The following is an 18,780-nucleotide window of genomic DNA, read 5'->3' on the forward strand; positions in this document are numbered from 1 at the left end:
CCAGCCATTCGTTGTCGCGCAGCACCTGGCCTATGCGCCCCTGCGCGCCAAGCTCCGCGGCCACAGTCTGCAGCTCGGCCACGATTTTATCCAGCGCCTGGACGTCGACGCCCGGATGCTGGCGCAGCCCGTTGCATGCCACGCGCTGGCGCTCCAGGTCTTGCAGCACGGAGCCGCGCAGATCGGTGCGGTCGGAGATTTCGAGCAGGTCGAACAAGGTGGCCAACGCGATTTGATGGTGATTGACGTTATCGCCATCCGCGAAGAAAAACAGCCTGCCGAAAAGGTGCTCGACCCGCAGCAGGGTTCTGACTCGTTCGTTGCATGGATACTCGTAAAGAATCACGCGACCAGTAACCTTTATTAGCTCATAGTTGATGATTGACCTTAGCTTCTTCACCCGCGTTGCGCGGCGGCGCACCAGCTTTCGTGCAACGCGCGCGCGCGACCGGAAAGGGCCGCCAGGGTAGTGCCCGCATCGTTGAGCACAACGTCGTCGGCCGCGGCAAGGCGTTCTTCGCGAGAGGCCTGCGCAGACATGATACGCGCAATAGTCTCGGGCGTCAGCCCGCTGCGGGCCCGCACCCTGGCGATCTGCGTGGCCGGATCGCAATCGACCACGCAGATGCGGTCGACTTTGTCCCGCCAACGCCCCGACTCTACCAACAAGGGCACCACGAATACAAGATAACACCCCTTTGCCTGGCTAGCCCGGGCCTGTGTAACTTGACCTATCATTGGGTGAAGAATCGCTTCAAGCCGCAAACGGGCGGATGGGTCCTGGAACACCGCTTCGCGCATGGCGGCACGGTCCAGGGCGCCTTGCGGCGTAATCACGCCCGGCCCGAAGGTCGACCGTATCGGCTCGATGGCGCCGCCGCCGGGGGCGGTAAGTTCGTGCGCGATGACGTCGGTATCGATGACCGCCGCCCCCCACTCCTGGAAAAGCTCGGCCACGCGGCTTTTGCCCGAACCTATTCCTCCAGTGAGCCCGATCCTGTACATAACGCCATCCCCGTCAATCCGCGCGCCAAAAACCTAAATGTAACTCAGGAAGCAGGACGATGGCCGAAATTCCAGCGGCAGCCAGAAAGGGCCCGAAAGGCAGCACCGCCGACAAGCTGCGGGTTCGGGCGCGGCACGCCGCGTACACGACGGCCAGCAGGCTGGCGCCCAACAGCGCGTGAAGCAGTGTCCAGGGGCCGAGCCAGGCGCCCAGGGCCGCCGCCAGCTTGAAATCGCCGTGCCCCATGCCGTCCCGGCCCGTCAGCATCCCGAACCCCAGGCATAGCCCGTACAGCAAGCCGTAGCCCAGCATGGCTCCCGCCACCGCCGCATGGACGGAGGCCGCCCCCGCCAGCCAGGCCTGGGCCAGGCCAGCCCACAACAACGGCAAATTGAGCGCATCGGGCAACAAACCGGTGCGGGCATCGATGACGGCCAGAACCAGCAAGCCGGAAGCCGCCGCGGCGGCAGTCAAAAAAACCCATGTAAAGCCGTGCCGGACGGCCAGCAGAAAGAATATGCCGGCCGACAAGCCAGCCATGCCCGGCATCAGCCAGGCGGTTGCCCCGCAGGCTCGGCGGCGGACAGGCCTGCGCCTCGCCCCGCGGATACGGGCAAGGCCGGCTCGCCAGGCCATGCTTGCCGCTGTCTCGGGCGACAATATCCCGACCCTGTCCGGCCTGACATGGGCCGCCGGCGCCAACAGGCGGCAACAATGCAGGGCAAAGCCGGCGCACCCCCACCCCGCCGCCGCGCCGGCCGCCCCGGCCGCCAGCCCGCACATCAGGCTATCGACTGTCCACAGCCACGGCATTTCCGGCCTCCCCAAGAACCCTCCCTGCCTGTGGCGAAACCAGCCGCGCCGCAGACAGGGCGCAGGGCGCGCGCGAGCCATACGGCAAACTGGATATATGCGTAGAATATGAAAAACTCAACCATTCGATGGAATTTGCCATGCCCGCCTCCGCCGCGACCGCGTTACGCCCCGTATCCGCCTTGAACAAGTTTTGCCCGGCCGCGCGGCCCGGCCTGGGCCTGGCGCTGCTGGCCCTGGCGCTGGCCGGCTGTGCCCAACAGCGCAGCCCGGGCTACTACAACACCGGCCACGACAACACCCTGAGCGATGCCCAGCAGCAAGCCCAGGGCCGCAATACAGCGCGCGCGCCGTCACAAATACAGCTGGGTTTCGGCGACACCGAGAAAAAACCCAAGCCCGGCGATACCGCACCTGAAGCAGGCGAGCAAAGCGCCGCCGCGGCAACCCCGGTCGTACGCCCCCTGATGGAAGCCAAAACCTTTCTGGGCACCGTGCCATGCCTGACGGGCGAATCCGCCTGCACCGCCGCCCGCGTCACGCTTACCCTGGCGCCCAACGGCGAATGGCGCTCGCGCACGCAGATTCTGCAACCGGCCACCGGCAAGAAAGCGCCCATCGCGGAACTGGGCTGCTGGAGCCCCATCGGCATGGATCCGTGGCGCATTCTGCTGAAATCGCAAGACGGCAGGCGCAACGCCAGCCTGACCTTCGTCAACGACAACGTGCTGCGCATCAATGCCGTCAACGACATCCAGCCCACGCTGAACTACCACCTGACGCGCCAGGCGAATATCGACGGCATCGACGAACTGGCCAGCCATCCGGCCCTGAAGTGCCGCGGCTGACGCGCATGCACCGGCGCCAATGGCCAGGCCCGATGCGGGAACGGTTTTTGCCCATGAGCCGCCTGGAGCCCGCGCGCCGTTGCGCACGGGCTGCCGCGGCTCGACGCGCAACTACGAGGACTGGGAGGCTTGGGTTTTGGGCGGACGCTGCAGCATGCAGCGGGCAAGCTCCACTGCGTTTCTGACCTGCATTTTCTGGAAGATGCGCGCGCGATGCGCCTCGATGGTGCGCTGCGAGACACCCAGTTCGGCGGCGATTACCTTGTTTGGCGTGCCTTCGGCCACATAATGCATGACGTCGAATTCACGCGGCGTAAGTGCTGAATACAGTGGGTTGTCGGGCGGGGGCGCAATTGCCATGAGACACTCCTTCCACGAGTTGGACACGAATCTTCAGCAAAATTCTGTCACACAACCCCTAGGCTGTCGCCTGTCATTTCTTACAGAACCGCAACGCGGAAGAAGCTAGATTTCCAGGTTGTCGATGAGGCGGGTATTGCCGAGCTTGGCGGCGGCCAGTACCACCAGCGGTTCTCCCTGCTGGATTTGCTCGGTGGTGGGCTCGTTGAGGTCGTGCTGCCGGCGCAAAGCCAGATAATCGACCTTCCAGCCGCGCTTTTCGAGCGCCTGGGCGGCGGCGCCCTCGATATCGCGCAGATCGGCCTGGCCCGACTTGATGCGGGCCTGCACGGCCTGCAGGCCGGCGTACAACTGAGGCGCCTCGGCCCTTTCGGCCGGCGACAAATACATATTGCGCGACGACAGCGCCAGCCCATCGGTATCGCGCACGGTTTCATGCGCCAGGATGCGTACCGGCAACTGGAACTGGCGGCACATTTTGCGCACTACCATCAATTGCTGGTAGTCCTTCTTGCCGAATACCGCCACGCTGGGCTGCACACAGGAAAAAAGCTTCATCACGACCGTGCTGACCCCATCGAAAAAGCCGGGGCGGAAATGTCCTTCGAGAATGCCGCCCAGGTCTTCCGGAGGCTGGATGCGGAAGCTTTGCGGCTCGGGGTACATTTCGGTTTCGTTGGGCGCGAACAGCACATAGACGTCGCGTTCGCGCTCGAGTTTTTCAATATCGGCCTGCAGGGTGCGCGGATAGCGGTCGAAATCCTCGTTGGGGCCGAACTGCAGACGATTGACGAAGATGCTGGCCACCACGGGATCGCCGTGCTGGCGGGCCATGCGCATCAACGACAGATGCCCCTCGTGCAGATTGCCCATGGTCGGCACAAAGGCCGCGCGCAACTGTCCGCGCAACTGGTCGCGCAATTCTTCAACCGTATGAACTACTTTCAAGAAATATCTCCGTCCTGTTTACGCCGCGGCGCTAATATACGACAACCGCACATAAATGGGCGCATAGGGCTCGGCCTGGGTGATTTCGAGCAGCGTCTCGCGCGCCAGCTCGAGCATGGCCAGGAAATGCACCACGATAACGGCCACGGTGTCTCCGTCCTTGATGCGCTCGTTGAACAGCTCGGTGAACTCCATGAACCGCACATCGCCAAGACGGCGCAGGATAAGGGTCATGTGTTCGCGCACCGACAAATGCTCTTTGGTGATGCGATGATGCGCGTTCAGGCTCGCACGCCGCATTATATCGAGCCATGCCTGGCGCAGGTCGTCGGGACTGACGTCGGGCAGCATGCGTTCCACGCTTAGATCCATGAACGCATGGGTGCGCTGGAAGTCGCGGCCGATCTGCGGCAGCTCGTTCAGCTTCTGGGCAGCCAGCTTCATTTGCTCGTACTCCAGCAAACGCCGCACGAGCTCGGCCCGCGGATCATCGGGCTCTTCGCCGGTGTCCGTCTTTTTGATGGGCAGCAGCATGCGCGACTTGATCTCGATAAGCATGGCCGCCATCAGCAGGTACTCGCCGGCCAGCTCCAGGTTCTGGTTGCGGATCTGCTCGACATACGACAGATACTGCTGCGTGACTTCGGCCATGGGAATGTCCAGGACGTTGAAGTTCTGCTTGCGTATCAGGTACAGCAAGAGGTCGAGGGGGCCCTGAAAGGTTTCCAGGAAGACCTCGAGCGCATCCGGGGGGATGTACAGGTCTTGCGGCATGGAAAACAAAGGCTCGCCGTAAAGACGAGCCAGCGCCACGCTGTCGACGACATTGGGCGTGCTGTCGACCTTGGGATCCACCAAGGCCTGCATCTCGGCAGCCGAAACTCCAGACTGTGCCATTTAGTCGGTTTGGTAGACGTACGGCTGCTGGGCAACGCGCCCCGCGCGAAAACCGTCCTGGAGTTCCTGGTCGATGGGCTTGTCCCAAAGGCGGGCGCGCCCCTCGCGCTGGCGCTGCTCGGTGCCGGCGTGCTGCTGCTTGTACTGGTTGAGGAACTGGGTGATTTCCGACTCGTAATGCTTGGCCATAATGCTTGAATAATTTAACCGGAGAAACTCAAGTTTACTTCAGACGAACGAAGTTAGAATGTCGCATGCCCATCGACACCGTTACAAAATCCGCCGGCAAACCATCCAAGGCCGACCAGACCGCCATCCGGATGATTCCCTTCATCGTCGGATGCGCATTGTTCATGCAGATGCTGGACGCCACCGTCGTCGCCACGGCCCTGCCCGTCATGGCCGAATCGCTGCACACCACCGCCATCAAGATGAACGTCGCCATCACCAGCTACCTGCTGGCGCTGGCCGTCTTCGTGCCCATCAGCGGCTGGGCGGCGGACCGGTTCGGCGCCCGGCGGGTCTTCATCGCCGCCATCGTGCTGTTCGCCGTCAGCTCGGTGGGCTGCGCATCGTCGCACAGCCTTCTGCAACTGGTCATTGCCCGCGTGGTGCAAGGCATTGCGGGAGCCATGATGGTTCCGGTGGGACGCGTCATCATGCTGCGCATCACCCCGAAGGACCAATTGCTCAAGGCCATGTCCTTCCTGTCCATGCCCGCCTTGCTCGGCCCCATCATCGGGCCGCCCCTGGGCGGCTTCCTGGTCACCTACGCGTCGTGGCACTGGATATTCCTCATCAATGTTCCCGTGGGCATCCTGGGCATCGCCCTGGTCCTGCGCTTCATCCAGCACGACGAGCCCGAGGCCCCCAACAAGCTGGACTGGCCGGGTTTTTTGCTTAGCGGCATTTCGCTGGCCGCGCTGGTGTCGGGCTTCGAGGCCGTAGGCCGCAGCGACGTGTCGCGCCAGAACGTGGCGCTGCTGCTCGGCACGGGCCTGGCTTGCGGGCTGCTGTACATCTGGCATGCCAGGCGCGCCGCCCATCCCATCATCGACCTGACCCTGCTGCGCACCCAGACCTTCGCCATTTCCATCCTGGGCGGCAACCTGTGCCGCTTCAGCGTCGGCGCCACGCCCTTCCTTCTGGCCATCCTGCTGCAGGTGGGCTTCGGCATGACGCCGTTCGCGGCGGGCATGATCACCTTTACCAGCGCGGCGGGGGCCTTGTTCATGAAAGTCATCGTCACCTACGTCATCGGACGGTTCGGCTTCAAGCCCATACTTACCTACAACGCCCTGATAACCGGCCTTTTCGTGGTGTTTTGCGGGTTTTTCCAAGAAGATACACCAATTTGGCTGATGGTTACCGTGCTGTTCCTGGGCGGCACATTCCGTTCGCTGCAATTCACCGCCGTCAACACCCTGACCTATGCCGACCTGACGCCCGCCGACATGAGCCGCGCCAGCAGCTTCGCCGCCATGGCCCAGCAACTGGGCATCAGCCTGGGGGTGGGATGCGCGGCGCTGATCCTGAACCTGAGCATCACCTGGCGCGACGCCGCGCACCTGGAGCGCGTGGACGTCATGTGGGGGTTCTTCATTATCGGCCTGCTGGCCATGCTGGCTTCGCTGTCGTTCGCCCGCCTGCCCGCCAACACGGCCGAACACCTCAATCGCGAACGGAAAAAGCGCCGCGCCCGGAATTAGCGGCCGGCGCGCGTAACAACCCTGGCGTAAAACGCAGGACGCCGGAACAGCGGCAGCGGGCTTACGCGGAATCGTCCAGCAGCATCACCAGCTTGCAGTCGGGTCGTATGGCCAGGCGGAAGGTGATCTGCTGGTAATGTACGATGCCCATGTCGGGATGCCGGAACTCGCGGCGGCCGCCCTCGCGTTCCACCACGGTCTGGCGCGTCCACCAGTGCGTAAAGACCGGACTGCCGCGAGAAAGCTCGTCGATCAGCTCGCGCAGGTCGGGCTCGTCCGCATAGGGCGCGGCGTCGGCGCGAAACTCGGCCACCACGCGCCGCGCCCGCGATTCCCAGTCGACCACCAATTGCTGAGCGGCCGGATCCTGGAAAATATAGCGCAGCAAATTGGGCTGTTCGGAGCGGTCTGGCCAGCCGTCGAACAGGCGCAGCAAAGGCTCGTTGCGCGCCAGCACGTTCCAGCAGCGGTCGAGTATGTAGGCCGGCGCGGTGATGCTGCGCACGCATTGAGCCAGGCCCTGCGGCAGGGCCTCGCCCTGTTCGCGCCCATGCTCGGGGTCGGCGCTTTCGGCCAGCTCGAACAAATAATGCCGTTCGGCCCGCGACAGGTGCAGGATATTGGCCAGGCGGCTCCAGACGCTGGCCGATACGGATACGTCGCGGCCCTGCTCGATCCAGGTGTACCAGGTAACGCTTATGCCACAAAGCTGGGCGACTTCTTCACGCCGCAGCCCCGGCGTGCGCCGCCGCGTTCCGCTGGGCAGACCGACGCTTTCGGGGGACACCCGCGCCCGCACGCTACGCAGAAAATCGCCCAGCGCCCGGTGGCGGGTCGAGCGGGCCTGGCTTTCGGAACCTGGGTGGCCGGTTGGAGCGTCGGAAGCTGTCATAGCCGCCATCGTCGCCGAAAGCCGCTATTAGCGCAACACGCTGGCCAGCGAACGGCGCACGTCCTCTTCGCTGCGGCCGCTGCGCTTCACGTAGTCCTCGACCTGATCGGCGCCGATATGGCCGATATTGAAGTACTGGGACATGGGGTGGCTAAGGTAAAAGCCGGACACGCTGGATGCTGGGTACATGGCGAAGCTGTCGGTCAGCTTCATGCCGATTTCCTCGGGGTCCAGAACCCGGAACATGTCTTTCTTGACCACGTGCTCGGGACAGGCCGGGTAGCCGGGGGCGGGACGGATGCCCTGGTATTTTTCGGCGATCAGGTCGTCGTTGCTGAGCGCTTCGTCGGCGGCATACCCCCACAGGTCGCGGCGCACGCGCGCATGCAGGCATTCGGCGAAACCTTCGGCCAGGCGGTCGCCCACCGACTTGAGCATGATGCTGGAGTAGTCGTCGTTGTCGGCCAGGAAGGCTTCGTCGTGCACCTCCATGCCCAGCCCGCCGGTTACCGCGAACATGCCGATATAGTCGGCCACGCCGCTGGACTTGGGCGCAATGTAGTCGGCCAGGCATTTGTTGTCGACGCCTTCACGCTTGACGGTCTGCTGGCGCACGTTTCGCCAGGTGAACAGCACCTCGGAGCGCGACTCGTCGCCATACACCTCGATGTCCTCGTCGTTGACGGTGTTGGCCGGGTAGAACGCCACCACTCCGCTGGCCCTGAGCCAGCGGCCGTCGATGATCTTTTTGAGCATGGCCTGGCCTTCTTCGAAGACCTTGCGGGCCTGCTCGCCCACGACCTTGTCGTCGAGAATGGCCGGATACTGGCCGAAAAGGCTCCAAGTCTGGAAAAACGGCGTCCAGTCCACGTATTTCGCGACTTCGTTCAGGTCGTAGTTTTCGAAGGTGCGGCGGCCGATGAACTTGGGACGAGGCGGCACGTAATTGGCCCAATCGATCTTGGGCCTGTGGGTACGGGCCTCGGCCAGGGGAACCAACGGCGTTTCCTTGCGGCTGGCATGGCGCGTGCGCACCAGTTCGTATTCTTCGCGGATTTCGGCCAGGAAGGCATCGACGTTGTCCGACACCAGGTTGGTGGCGACGCCCACGGCGCGGCTGGCGTCGGGCGTATAGATGACCGGCCCTTCGTAGTTGGGGGCGATCTTCACGGCGGTGTGCACGCGGCTGGTCGTGGCGCCGCCCACCATGAGGGGCAGGTTGCGGCTGCGGAAGTATTCGTCGCGCTGCATTTCGGAAGCCACGTACGCCATTTCTTCGAGGCTGGGGGTGATAAGGCCCGACAGCCCCACGATGTCGGCGTTGACCTCTTTGGCCTTGGCCAGGATTTCGGCGCAGGGCACCATGACGCCCATATTGATGACTTCGAAGTTATTGCACTGCATGACCACGGTGACGATGTTCTTGCCGATGTCGTGCACGTCGCCCTTGACGGTGGCGATGACCATCCTGCCTTTCGAGCGCACGTCGCCGCCCGCCGCGGCGATCTGGCGTTTTTCCTCTTCGATGAAAGGCACGAGATGGGCCACGGCCTGCTTCATGACCCGGGCCGACTTGACCACCTGGGGCAGGAACATCTTGCCGGCGCCGAACAGGTCGCCCACCACGTTCATGCCGTCCATGAGCGGACCTTCGATGACCTGGATGGGCCTGCCGCCCGCCGCCGCGATCTTGGCCCGCACTTCTTCGGTGTCCTCGACGATGAACGTGGTGATGCCGTGCACCAGCGCGTGGCTGAGCCGTTCTTCGACCGACAGGGTCCGCCACGCCAGGTCTTCTTCCTTCTTGACGCCCGAACCCTTGATGCTTTCGGCGAACTCGACCAGCCGTTCGGTGGACGTGCGCTCGTCGGCCGGGTCGGTTTTGCCCAGAGGCTCGGGGCGATCCAGCACGACGTCCTCCACCAGGTCCAGCAATTTCTTGTCGATGTCCTGGTATACGCCCAGTTGGCCGGCGTTGACGATGCCCATGGTCATGCCGTTCTTGATGGCGTAATACAGGAATACGGTATGGATGGCCTCGCGCATGGGCTCGTTGCCGCGGAACGAGAAGCTGACGTTGGACACCCCGCCCGAAACGCGGGCGTGCGGCAGGTTATGAGTGATCCAGCCCGTCGCCTCGATGAAGTCGACCGCATAGTGATTGTGCTCGTCGATGCCGGTGGCGATAGCGAAGACATTGGGGTCGAAGATGATGTCTTCGGGCGGGAAACCCACTTCCTCGACCAGCAGCTTGTAGGCCAACCCGCAGATATCCTTGCGGCGCTGCAGGCTGTCGGCCTGGCCCTGCTCGTCGAACGCCATGACGATGACCGCCGCGCCGTACTTGCGGCACAGGCGGGCCTGATCCAGGAAGGGACCGACGCCCTCTTTCATGGAAATCGAATTGACGACGGGCTTGCCCTGCACGCAGCGCAGCCCGGTTTCAATGACATGCCACTTGGAACTATCGATCATGATCGGCACCCGGGCGATATCGGGCTCGGAGGCGATCAGATTGAGGAAACGGTGCATGCAGGCGGCCGAGTCCAGCATGGCCTCGTCCATATTGATGTCGATGATCTGCGCGCCGTTTTCGACCTGCTGGCGGGCCACCGCCAGCGCCTCTTCGTATTTTTCCTCGCGGATGAGGCGCAAGAACATCTTGCTGCCGGTCACGTTGGTGCGCTCGCCCACGTTGACGTACAGGGAGTCCTCGTCGATGTTCAAGGCTTCCAGGCCCGACAGGCGGGTCTTGACCGGAATGACGGGAACCTCGCGCACCGGCAGGGCGGCGATTTTTTCGGCAATGGCCCGGATGTGGTCGGGCGTGGTGCCGCAACAGCCGCCGGCCATGTTCACCAGCCCCGCCTGGGCGAATTCCTCGAGCAGCGAGGAGGTGTCGGCCGGGGTTTCATCGAAGCCCGTTTCGGCCATGGGGTTGGGCAGGCCGGCGTTGGGGTACACGCAAACGTAGGTATCGCAGATTTTGGACAGCTCGGCCACGTACGGGCGCATCAGCGCCGCGCCCAACGCACAGTTCAGGCCTATGGTGATGGGGCGCGCATGACGCACCGAATTCCAGAACGCCTCGACGGTCTGGCCCGACAAAATGCGGCCCGAGGCGTCGGTGACCGTACCCGAGATCATGACAGGCAGGCGCACGCCGCGCTCCTCGAATACGCTTTCGACCGCGAATATCGCGGCCTTGGCGTTCAGGGTGTCGAAGATCGTTTCGATGAGAACAAGGTCGATGCCGCCGTCGAGCAGACCGTTCAATTGCTCGGTATAGGCAGCCCGCAGCTCTTCGAACGTGACGTTGCGCGCCGCCGGATCGTTGACGTCCGGCGAGATGGAAGCGGTCTTGGGCTGAGGCCCCAGGGCGCCGGCCACGAAGCGCGGCCGCTCGGGCGTGCTGAACTCGTCGCAAGCCGCGCGCGCCAGCCTGGCCGATTCCAGATTGAGCTCGTAGGCGATTTCGCTTAGCCCGTAGTCGCCCTGGGCGATGGAGGTGGCACCGAAGGTGTTGGTTTCGACGACGTCGGCGCCCGCCGCCAGGTACTGCCGGTGGATGTCGGCGATGATGTCGGGCCGCACCAGCGACAGCAGCTCGTTGTCGCCGCGCACGTCCTTGGGGTGGTCGGCGAAGCGCTCGCCACGGAATTGCGCCTCGGTAAGCTTGTGCTGCTGGATCATGGTGCCCATGGCCCCGTCCAGTATCAATATGCGCGAACCCAGCAGGCGCGCGAAGTCGGCGCCGCGGGTGTAGTCGGATATAGGATAGGGCAAGGCTGGATAGGACACGCGGATTACCTGAATGACAATAAGCGGAAAGCCGCGCCGGACATGGCCGCGCGGGCTCCAAAAATAAAAAGGGAATCAAGCATTGTATCGGCTTCGCCGCCAAACTACATGTGTAACCCTTTCGGGCTAACGCCTTTTACGCAGCCAATGGCCCATGTTTCCAGGGTTTTCCGGACTGGGCAGGCGGCAGCATGAAAAAAACTCAAGCTAACCATGCGGAGAAATCATGCAGAAGCGGCGCCGGGCCATCGCATGGTAAATTTCTGCCTGATTGAGGTGCTTTCGGAGCCGAACCCCACAACGCCGCCCTACGACGGCGATCGGCCCTGCGAAAGTTAAACGGGAAACAGAACGCGCCAACAGGCAACCTGAGCGCGCAAGCTGTGCTGCCCCCGCAACGGTAGGCATGCCGCGCATGCCAGCCCGACACCGGCCCCAACAAACGGCTCGCCGCCCAGCGCCATTCCGTCAATACGGGTGAACCGCGCGCGGCGATTTACCCACCAAGGGCGTGCGGGGACGCGCGCCCCCTTCAGGTCCAACCATGAATCCGAAATCTCCTTTGCATGCGCTTGCCGTCGCGGCCTGTGCACTGCCCCTGGCCGCAACGGCCCAGACCAGCCAAAGCGCCCAAGCTCCTGCATCCGTTTCCCAACTGCAGAATATCGTCGTCACCCCCGCCCGCATCGAGCAGCCCGAAAACAATGCCATCGGCGACGTCACCGTCATCGACAGCCAGGAGCTGCAGCAAGCCGGCCAAAGCAGCCTGGCCGAAGTGCTGGCACAGCACCACGGCATAGAAACCTACAACAGCGGCGGCCCGCAGACCACTACGGGCGTATTCCTGCGCGGCGCCAACGCCAACCAGACCCTGGTCCTGGTGGACGGCCTGCGCATCAACCAGGCCGCCAGCGGCGGCGTCAACTGGAACGCCATCGACCCCTCCACCATCGACCGCATCGAAATCGTGCGCGGCGCGGCCAGCAGCCTGTACGGCTCGGACGCCATCGGCGGCGTCATCAACATCATCACGAAGAAGTCCGGCGAGGACCGCCCGCTGAGCGCCTTCGGCAACATCGGGCTCGGCAGCTACAGCACATTCAAGTCCAGCGTGGGACTTTCGGGCGCAAGCGACGGCTGGGACTACGGCATTTCGGCCAGCCTGGCCGACAGCAGCGGCTTCAACTCCATTGCTTCACCCGACACCAGCAAGGACAGCGACGGCTATACGCAACGCTCGCTGTCGGCTTCGCTGGGATACCGCTGGCGTCCCGGCCACCATATCGGATTCACCGCCTACGACGGCTACACCCATGCCGACACGGACGCTTACCTGGCCAGCCTGGATCCCGCCTATGCCGTCACGCGCCAGCAAATCTACGCCATCACCAGCACGGACGACATTACCGACTACTGGCAAAGCGTCCTGCGCTTCGGCTTCACCAGGGAGTCCGTGGATGGCAGCGACAGCGGCTCCATCGGCAGCCTGCAGCGCAACTACAGCTGGCAGAACAACCTGAAGCTGGCCCCCGGCCAGAACGTGTCGCTGATCCTGGAGCGCCGCGAGGAGCGGATTTCGGGCGACACCGCCTACGACAACGACGCGCGCAACACGAACTCCGCCGGATTAATCTACCGGGGCGACTTCGGCGCCCACCATGTGCAGGCCAGCGTGCGCAACGACAATATCTCGGGCTATGGCAACGAAACCACGGGCGGCCTGGCCTACGACATCGACATCGACAATGCCTGGCGCGTCGGCGTTGCCGGCAGCACCGGCTTCAAGGCTCCTTCGTTCAACGACCTGTATTATCCGGCCCTGTACAGCCCGTACTACAACTACGAAAGCAACCCCGACCTCAAGCCCGAGAAGTCGCGCAACGTCGAAGCCAGCCTGCGCTACCAGACCGAAACCACCAAGCTGGGACTCGTGGTCTACCAAAACAAGATCCGCGACCTGATCGACGGCAACGCCTGCAAGACCTACGATGCGTTCGGCTTTTGCGCGCTCAACAGCCCCGAGAACGTCAACGCGGCAACCATACGCGGTATCACGCTTACCGGCGAACAGCGCTTCGGGGCGACAACCGTTCGCGCCAGCGCCGATTTCAGCAACCCCAGGGACGATGAAACCGGCAACCAGTTGAGCCGCCGCGCGCGGCAGGTGTACCGGCTGAATGCGGATCATCGCATCGCGCACTGGACCCTGGGCGCCGAGTATATGTTCGTGGGCAGGCGCTACGACGATGCCGCCAACCAGAACAGCCTGGGCGGCTATGGCCTGGTCAACCTGACCGCCAATTACGACTTCACCAAGAACGTATCCGTCCAGGTCCGCTGGAACAACGTCCTGAACAAGGACTACGTCAACGCGTTGTACTTTGCGCCGTACAGCTACAACACGCCCGGCTCGAATGTGTTCGTGAACCTGGCATGGCGAATGTAAAGCCGCCGCAAACGCGCCGCGGCGAACGGCGCGGCTTGAGGGCCCGCCTGGCATCGGCGGCCAGGGCCGCCGTGATTGCGACCCTGGCCGGCCCGCTTCCAGGCCTGGCGCAAGCCGTCGGGCCGGACACGCCTGCCACCCATGCATCCGGCGGCTTCAATGAATCGCCGCGCGTTCCGGCGGCCATCCACGCAAGCCGGGCCATCACGCTCACCCCCCACATCACCGAACTGGTCTTTGCCGCCGGCGCGGGCAGCCATATCGTTGCCACCGTCATCAGCAGCGACTACCCGCCCGCTGCCGCCGGCATTCCCAAAATCGGCGACGGCCTGAACGTGAGCCTGGAAAAAGCGCTGACGCTGAACCCCGACCTGGTCATCGGCTGGCACGACTCGGGCGCCGCCAGAACCCTGGCGCCCAGCCTGGCCCGGCTGCACATTCCACTTATCTATTCCAGCCCCAAGACACTTGCGGACATTCCCGAGCAAATCCAGCGCTTCGGCCAGATATTCAACACACAGGCAACAGCCGGACCCGCCGCGCGGGCGCTACGGCAGCGCATTCATTCCCTGCAAGAAAAATACGCCCACGCACAACCCGTCACGGTGTTCATCGAGGTGGGCGCTTCGCCGCTGTACACCATAGGCCGCGACCCCTTGCTGAACAACGTCCTGCACACCTGCGGCGGCGTCAACCTGTTCGCCGGCACGCAAGCAGCCGCGCCGCAGATCGACGCCGAAACCCTCATCGTGAAACAGCCCGACGCCATCATCACCACAGAGCCCTCGCCCGCCCGCTACCGGCAGCGCATCCAGGACTGGACCAGGCTGCAGCTCGCGGCCGCACGCAACCATCATGTCTACAACGTGAACCCGGACTGGCTGTTCCGCCCGGGGCCCAGGCTTGTCGACGCGGCCGAGGCGCTGTGCGCGGACCTGGACGAAGCGCGCCGGAAACAGCAATAAGACGCCTGTAGCACGCGGCGGCCGGACCGCGCGGCAAACAGACGCCTTGCCCATCATCAATGCGGCGCACCGGCGCCGTGGCTTCGGCAAGCCGGGCCGGCAGGCCGCTATCCGGCCCGCTGCGCCGCCAAATGGATTATCCTTTCACACTGCACACCGATTCCTTATCGCATCCCCAGCAACGCAAACCATGACGAACACAGACATCTTTACCCTTGCCGGCCGCCACTACTCGTCGCGCCTGCTCGTCGGCACCGGCAAATACAAAGACTTCGAAGAAACCCGCCAGGCCATCGAAACCAGCGGAGCCGAAATCGTGACCGTGGCCATACGCCGCACCAATATCGGCCAGAATCCGGGCGAGCCCAATCTGCTGGATTTCCTGCCTCCCGAAAAGTTCACCATCCTGCCCAATACCGCCGGCTGCTACACCGCCGACGACGCCGTGCGCACGCTGCGCCTGGCCCGCGAACTGCTCGACGGCCACAAGCTCGTCAAGCTGGAAGTGCTGGGCGACAAGGCCAATCTGTTCCCCAACATGCCCGAAACCCTGAAAGCCGCCAAAACCCTGGTCGACGACGGCTTCGACGTCATGGTCTACTGCACGGACGACCCCATACAGTGCCGCATGCTTTCCGACATGGGCTGCGTGGCGGTCATGCCGCTGGCCTCGCTGATCGGTTCGGGCATGGGCATCGTCAACCCCTGGAACCTGCGCCTCATCATCGACCAGGCCACCGTGCCCGTGCTGGTGGACGCCGGGGTGGGCACCGCCTCGGACGCCGCGGTGGCCATGGAGCTTGGCTGCGACGCCATCCTCATGAACACCGCCATTGCGGGGGCGCGCAATCCCGTCCTCATGGCCAGCGCCATGAAAAAAGCCGTCCAGGCGGGGCGCGAAGCCTATCTGGCCGGCCGCATGCCGCGCAAATACTACAGCGCCGACCCCAGCTCGCCCGATCAAGGCCTGCTCCAGTCCGTCAGCCCGCAAACCACTTCGGCATCATGATTCCCAACGCGCTGACCATTGCGGGCGTCGACCCTTCAGGCGGCGCCGGAGTGCTGGCCGACATCAAGACCATGAGCGCCCTGGGCGCCTACGGCACGGCGGTCATCGCCGCGCTTACCGCCCAGAACACCCAGGCCGTCACCGGCGTCTGCCCGGTTCCTCCCGCCTTCGTCGCACAGCAAATAGACACCTTGTTCGCCGACGTGCGCATCGATGCCGTGAAAATAGGCATGCTGGGCCAGCAGCCCGTCATCCGGGCCGTTGCCGAAAGGCTGGCCCACTGGAAGCCCGCCCATATCGTGCTGGATCCGGTAATGGTGGCCAAAAGCGGCGATGCCCTGCTGGAGAAATCGGCCATCCAGGAACTGCGCGACCACCTTCTGCCCCTGGCCACGGTGATCACCCCCAACCTGCCCGAGGCCGGCGTCCTGCTCGAGTCGTCGCCTGTGGAATCCGTCAAGGAAATGCGCCGCGTGGCCGAAAAGCTGCGGCGCCTGATGCACGACAACGGCGAACGCTGGGTCTTTCTGAAGGGCGGGCACCTGCCGGGCAATGACACCATCGACCTCTTGCACGACGGCGACCGCATGCTGGAACTGCCTGGCCGGCGCATCGACACCAAGAATACGCACGGCACCGGCTGCACGCTTTCGGCCGCGCTGGCGGCCCTGCTGCCGCGCATCGCCGACGTTCCCGAGGCAGCGCGCCAGGCCAAGGCCTACCTCGTGGCCGCCATCGCGCATTCGGGGCAGTTGCAGGTGGGCAGCGGCCACGGCCCCGTGCATCACTTCCACGCCCTCTGGCCCGCGTAGTAGCCCAAGGGCGGTGCCCGGCCAGGCCAGCAACGCACGCCTTTGACGCCCCCTGTTCTTGCGGGAAACGCGGGGCCGTCCCTTTGACCCGCCAAATTAGTACAATAGGAAATTCTTTCTCCGGTTTTTTTGCCGCCGGGCCGCCCCAAGGCAAAAAGCTTTTTTCGTACTGCATACTCATGAACGTGACAGCTCTTTCCGACATCGAACAAGCCCGCTTCAATATGATCGAGCAGCAAATCCGCCCCTGGGACGTGCTGGATCAAAACGTATTGCAAGCCCTGTTCGCCGTTCGCCGCGAACGCTTCGTCCCGCCGGGCCTGCAAGCCCTGGCCTTCTCCGACGTCGAACTGCCCATCACGCTTAACGCCCACGATACCCGCGAAACCATGCTGGCGCCGCGGGTCGAAGCCCGCCTCGCGCAGGAACTGCTGCTCAAGCCCAACGACTGCGTGCTGGAAGTCGGCACCGGCTCGGGCTACCAGGCCGCCTTGCTGGCGCATCTGGCGCAACAGGTCACCAGCATCGAAATCGACAGCCGCATCGCCGCCTTCGGCGAGCAAAACCTGCAGCGCAACCAGGTCAGCAATGTCAAGGTCGAGATCGGCGCCGGCCACGCCGGCTGGGGAACCGCCGAATACGACGCCATCCTGCTTACCGGCTCCACCCCCGCCGTGCCCGATGCCCTGAAATACCAGTTGTGCATCGGTGGGCGCATGGTGGTGGTCGTGGGGCAGGGCCCGGTCATGACCGCCTACCGCATCACCCGCACCAGCGCAGCCAGCTTCGATACCGTGGGCCTGTTCGACACCGTCATCAAGCCCTTGCGCGGCACCGCGGTCTCCACGTTCAAGTTCTAAGCTCATGCCTGCGCCGCTCTCGGTAGGCGTCGGCCTGGCGGCGCTGGCGCTCGCGGGCGGGCTGTTCCCCGCCCATGCGCAAACCACGCAAGATCTGCTGCAAATCTGGAACGCGGCCCGGCAGCGCGACCCCATCTACGCGGCCGCTCGGGCCCAAAGCCGCGCCGAACAGGAAAAAATCCCCCAGGCCCGGGCCAGGCTGCTGCCCTACATAACCGCCGGCGGCGCGGCCGAAGTGGACAACACGCGCCGCCTGCAGAACCTGCAGCACGGCTCGACCGATACGCGCGGCTTGTGGAACCTCACCCTTACCCAGCCCATCGTCAACCTCGGCGACTGGGACAGGCTCAAGCAGTCCGAATTCATCGCCCGCTCGGCCGAGCTGGGCGCCCGGCAAGCCCACCAGGAACTGATCCTGCGCGTCGCGCAGGCCTATTTCGACGTTCTGGCGGCACAGGACGCGCTGCGCACCTTGCAGGCCCAGAAGCAGGCTGTCGCCGCGCAATTGCAGGCGGCGAAAAAAGGATTCGAGCTCGGCAGCACGACCATTGCCGACACCTATGAAGCCCAGTCGCGGCTCGACCTGCTCAACGCCAGCGAACTGCAGGCGCACAACGCCGTACAGGTCAGCCAGGACCAGCTCGCCAAGATCATCAACGAACCTCCCGGCCAGCTTGCCGGCCTGAACGCCAAAACCCGGCTGCCGCCGCCCCGGCCCGGCAATCTGGGCGACTGGACGGCCCAGGCCTCGCAGGCCAACCTTGCCGTAGCTCGCGCCCGGCTGGCCGCCAAGGTTTCCGAAAAGCAAATCGATATCGCCAAAAGCGGGCACGCTCCCACGCTGAGCCTGTACGCCCAAACGGGCAGCACCAGCGACCGCGGCATCTACGGGGTGCAAAACGGACCCCGTTCGCTCGACACCACGGTAGGCCTGCAGCTTTCCATCCCTATTTATTCAGGCGGCGAAGTGTCGTCGCAGGTCCGCGAGCAGACTTCGCGCCTGCAACAAGCCCGCTACGAACTGGAAGCCGCCAAACGCCAGGCGGTGCAATCGACCCAGCAATATTTCTCGGGCGTCACCTCGGGCCTGGCCCAGATCGAAGCCCTTCTGGCCGCCGAAAAATCCAGCCTGGCCTCGCTCAACGCCAATAGAACCGGCTACGAAATCGGCGTGCGCGTGAACATCGACGTGCTCAACGCCCAACAGCAGTTGTACGAAACGCGGCGCGCGCTGTTTCGCGCCCGCTACGACACCTTGATGCACAGCCTTAGGCTCAAGGCCAGCAGCGGCATACTGAACGAATCGGATATCGTGGCCGTCAATCGGTTGCTGGAAACAGGACGGGGCGCCGCAGACACGCGGCCGGGCCTGAATCCGACGCTTGACGACTAAGAACACGCCCAGCCCTAAAAG

At 64.0% G+C, this 18,780-nt stretch carries 17 protein-coding genes; 8 read left to right on the forward strand and 9 right to left on the reverse strand.

Annotated elements, in window-relative coordinates:
- The 3 genes from zapD to VNT00_RS13765 form a co-directional block, all read right to left on the reverse strand.
- Positions 1-346 (reverse strand): cell division protein ZapD (gene zapD / locus VNT00_RS13755; RefSeq protein WP_325588405.1); only part of this gene is annotated, 346 nt, incomplete at its 3' end.
- 50 nt (positions 347-396) lie between these two features.
- Complete coding sequence (gene coaE, locus VNT00_RS13760) at positions 397-1,005, reverse strand: dephospho-CoA kinase (protein ID WP_325588406.1); 609 nt, start codon at positions 1,003-1,005, stop codon at positions 397-399.
- A 13-nt stretch (positions 1,006-1,018) separates the two neighbouring features.
- Positions 1,019-1,819 carry a prepilin peptidase gene (locus VNT00_RS13765; protein WP_325588408.1) on the reverse strand — a complete coding sequence of 267 codons (801 nt, stop codon included), beginning with the start codon at positions 1,817-1,819 and terminating at the stop codon, positions 1,019-1,021.
- 140 nt (positions 1,820-1,959) lie between these two features.
- Here VNT00_RS13765 and VNT00_RS13770 point away from each other — a divergent pair, with 140 nt between their 5' ends.
- Positions 1,960-2,667 (forward strand): hypothetical protein, encoded by a 708-nt coding sequence (locus VNT00_RS13770; protein WP_325588410.1) that lies wholly within the window; start codon positions 1,960-1,962, stop codon positions 2,665-2,667.
- A 111-nt stretch (positions 2,668-2,778) separates the two neighbouring features.
- Here the strand turns inward: VNT00_RS13770 and VNT00_RS13775 are convergent, their stop codons facing one another.
- From VNT00_RS13775 to VNT00_RS13790, 4 genes are all read right to left on the reverse strand, one after another.
- Positions 2,779-3,027, reverse strand: coding sequence for a response regulator transcription factor (locus VNT00_RS13775; RefSeq protein WP_325588412.1), 249 nt, complete (start codon positions 3,025-3,027; stop codon positions 2,779-2,781).
- Between the two features lie 105 nt (positions 3,028-3,132).
- Positions 3,133-3,975 (reverse strand): pantoate--beta-alanine ligase, encoded by an 843-nt coding sequence (gene panC / locus VNT00_RS13780; protein WP_325588414.1) that lies wholly within the window; start codon positions 3,973-3,975, stop codon positions 3,133-3,135.
- 18 nt (positions 3,976-3,993) lie between these two features.
- On the reverse strand, positions 3,994-4,872 hold the full coding sequence (locus VNT00_RS13785; RefSeq protein ID WP_325588416.1) for a segregation and condensation protein A: 879 nt from the start codon (positions 4,870-4,872) through the stop codon (positions 3,994-3,996).
- On the reverse strand, positions 4,873-5,061 hold the full coding sequence (locus tag VNT00_RS13790; RefSeq protein WP_325588418.1) for a DUF3460 family protein: 189 nt from the start codon (positions 5,059-5,061) through the stop codon (positions 4,873-4,875).
- A gap of 131 nt (positions 5,062-5,192) precedes the next feature.
- Here VNT00_RS13790 and VNT00_RS13795 point away from each other — a divergent pair, with 131 nt between their 5' ends.
- Positions 5,193-6,581 (forward strand): DHA2 family efflux MFS transporter permease subunit, encoded by a 1,389-nt coding sequence (locus VNT00_RS13795; protein WP_325588463.1) that lies wholly within the window; start codon positions 5,193-5,195, stop codon positions 6,579-6,581.
- Between the two features lie 61 nt (positions 6,582-6,642).
- On the opposite strand, the gene VNT00_RS13800 is transcribed toward VNT00_RS13795, so the two are convergent.
- Together VNT00_RS13800 and metH are read right to left on the reverse strand one after the other, a co-directional pair.
- A complete protein-coding gene (locus tag VNT00_RS13800) occupies positions 6,643-7,473 on the reverse strand; it encodes a helix-turn-helix transcriptional regulator (protein ID WP_325588420.1) in 831 nt (276 codons plus the stop codon).
- 27 nt (positions 7,474-7,500) lie between these two features.
- Positions 7,501-11,274, reverse strand: a complete 3,774-nt coding sequence (gene metH, locus VNT00_RS13805) for a methionine synthase (protein ID WP_325588422.1) — start codon at positions 11,272-11,274, stop codon at positions 7,501-7,503.
- A 544-nt stretch (positions 11,275-11,818) separates the two neighbouring features.
- On the opposite strand from metH, the gene VNT00_RS13810 reads away from it, so the two are divergent.
- The 6 genes from VNT00_RS13810 to VNT00_RS13835 all read left to right on the forward strand — a co-directional run bounded on the left by VNT00_RS13810 (position 11,819) and on the right by VNT00_RS13835 (position 18,759).
- Entirely contained in the window at positions 11,819-13,720 is a 1,902-nt protein-coding gene (locus VNT00_RS13810) for a TonB-dependent receptor domain-containing protein (protein ID WP_325588424.1), read from the forward strand.
- Positions 13,708-14,685, forward strand: coding sequence for a cobalamin-binding protein (locus VNT00_RS13815; RefSeq protein WP_325588425.1), 978 nt, complete (start codon positions 13,708-13,710; stop codon positions 14,683-14,685). The genes VNT00_RS13810 and VNT00_RS13815 overlap by 13 nt, the downstream gene beginning before the upstream one ends.
- A 190-nt stretch (positions 14,686-14,875) precedes the next feature.
- Positions 14,876-15,694, forward strand: coding sequence for a thiazole synthase (locus tag VNT00_RS13820; RefSeq protein WP_325588427.1), 819 nt, complete (start codon positions 14,876-14,878; stop codon positions 15,692-15,694).
- Positions 15,691-16,506, forward strand: coding sequence for a bifunctional hydroxymethylpyrimidine kinase/phosphomethylpyrimidine kinase (gene thiD / locus VNT00_RS13825; RefSeq protein WP_325588429.1), 816 nt, complete (start codon positions 15,691-15,693; stop codon positions 16,504-16,506). Before VNT00_RS13820 ends, thiD begins: the two co-directional genes overlap by 4 nt.
- A 179-nt stretch (positions 16,507-16,685) precedes the next feature.
- A complete protein-coding gene (locus VNT00_RS13830; RefSeq protein ID WP_325588431.1) occupies positions 16,686-17,366 on the forward strand; it encodes a protein-L-isoaspartate O-methyltransferase family protein in 681 nt (226 codons plus the stop codon).
- Positions 17,367-17,370: 4 nt separating this feature from the next.
- Positions 17,371-18,759, forward strand: coding sequence for a TolC family outer membrane protein (locus tag VNT00_RS13835; RefSeq protein ID WP_325588433.1), 1,389 nt, complete (start codon positions 17,371-17,373; stop codon positions 18,757-18,759).
- The last annotated feature ends 21 nt before the right edge of the window (positions 18,760-18,780 follow it).

The organism is Eoetvoesiella sp., from assembly GCF_035555955.1.
Classification (GTDB): domain Bacteria; phylum Pseudomonadota; class Gammaproteobacteria; order Burkholderiales; family Burkholderiaceae_B; genus Eoetvoesia.

What these genes read in the sequence shown, in the direction of transcription:
- VNT00_RS13835 (WP_325588433.1), top strand. Translation starts at nt 17,371, where the DNA reads ATGCCTGCGCCGCTCTCGGTAGGCGTCGGCCTGGCGGCGCTGGCGCTC.
- VNT00_RS13815 (WP_325588425.1), top strand. Translation starts at nt 13,708, where the DNA reads ATGGCGAATGTAAAGCCGCCGCAAACGCGCCGCGGCGAACGGCGCGGC.
- VNT00_RS13765 (WP_325588408.1), bottom strand. Translation starts at nt 1,819, where the DNA reads ATGCCGTGGCTGTGGACAGTCGATAGCCTGATGTGCGGGCTGGCGGCC.
- VNT00_RS13820 (WP_325588427.1), top strand. Translation starts at nt 14,876, where the DNA reads ATGACGAACACAGACATCTTTACCCTTGCCGGCCGCCACTACTCGTCG.
- VNT00_RS13830 (WP_325588431.1), top strand. Translation starts at nt 16,686, where the DNA reads ATGAACGTGACAGCTCTTTCCGACATCGAACAAGCCCGCTTCAATATG.
- VNT00_RS13775 (WP_325588412.1), bottom strand. Translation starts at nt 3,027, where the DNA reads ATGGCAATTGCGCCCCCGCCCGACAACCCACTGTATTCAGCACTTACG.
- VNT00_RS13770 (WP_325588410.1), top strand. Translation starts at nt 1,960, where the DNA reads ATGCCCGCCTCCGCCGCGACCGCGTTACGCCCCGTATCCGCCTTGAAC.
- VNT00_RS13785 (WP_325588416.1), bottom strand. Translation starts at nt 4,872, where the DNA reads ATGGCACAGTCTGGAGTTTCGGCTGCCGAGATGCAGGCCTTGGTGGAT.
- coaE (WP_325588406.1), bottom strand. Translation starts at nt 1,005, where the DNA reads ATGTACAGGATCGGGCTCACTGGAGGAATAGGTTCGGGCAAAAGCCGC.
- VNT00_RS13790 (WP_325588418.1), bottom strand. Translation starts at nt 5,061, where the DNA reads ATGGCCAAGCATTACGAGTCGGAAATCACCCAGTTCCTCAACCAGTAC.
- thiD (WP_325588429.1), top strand. Translation starts at nt 15,691, where the DNA reads ATGATTCCCAACGCGCTGACCATTGCGGGCGTCGACCCTTCAGGCGGC.
- VNT00_RS13795 (WP_325588463.1), top strand. Translation starts at nt 5,193, where the DNA reads ATGATTCCCTTCATCGTCGGATGCGCATTGTTCATGCAGATGCTGGAC.
- VNT00_RS13800 (WP_325588420.1), bottom strand. Translation starts at nt 7,473, where the DNA reads ATGACAGCTTCCGACGCTCCAACCGGCCACCCAGGTTCCGAAAGCCAG.
- VNT00_RS13810 (WP_325588424.1), top strand. Translation starts at nt 11,819, where the DNA reads ATGAATCCGAAATCTCCTTTGCATGCGCTTGCCGTCGCGGCCTGTGCA.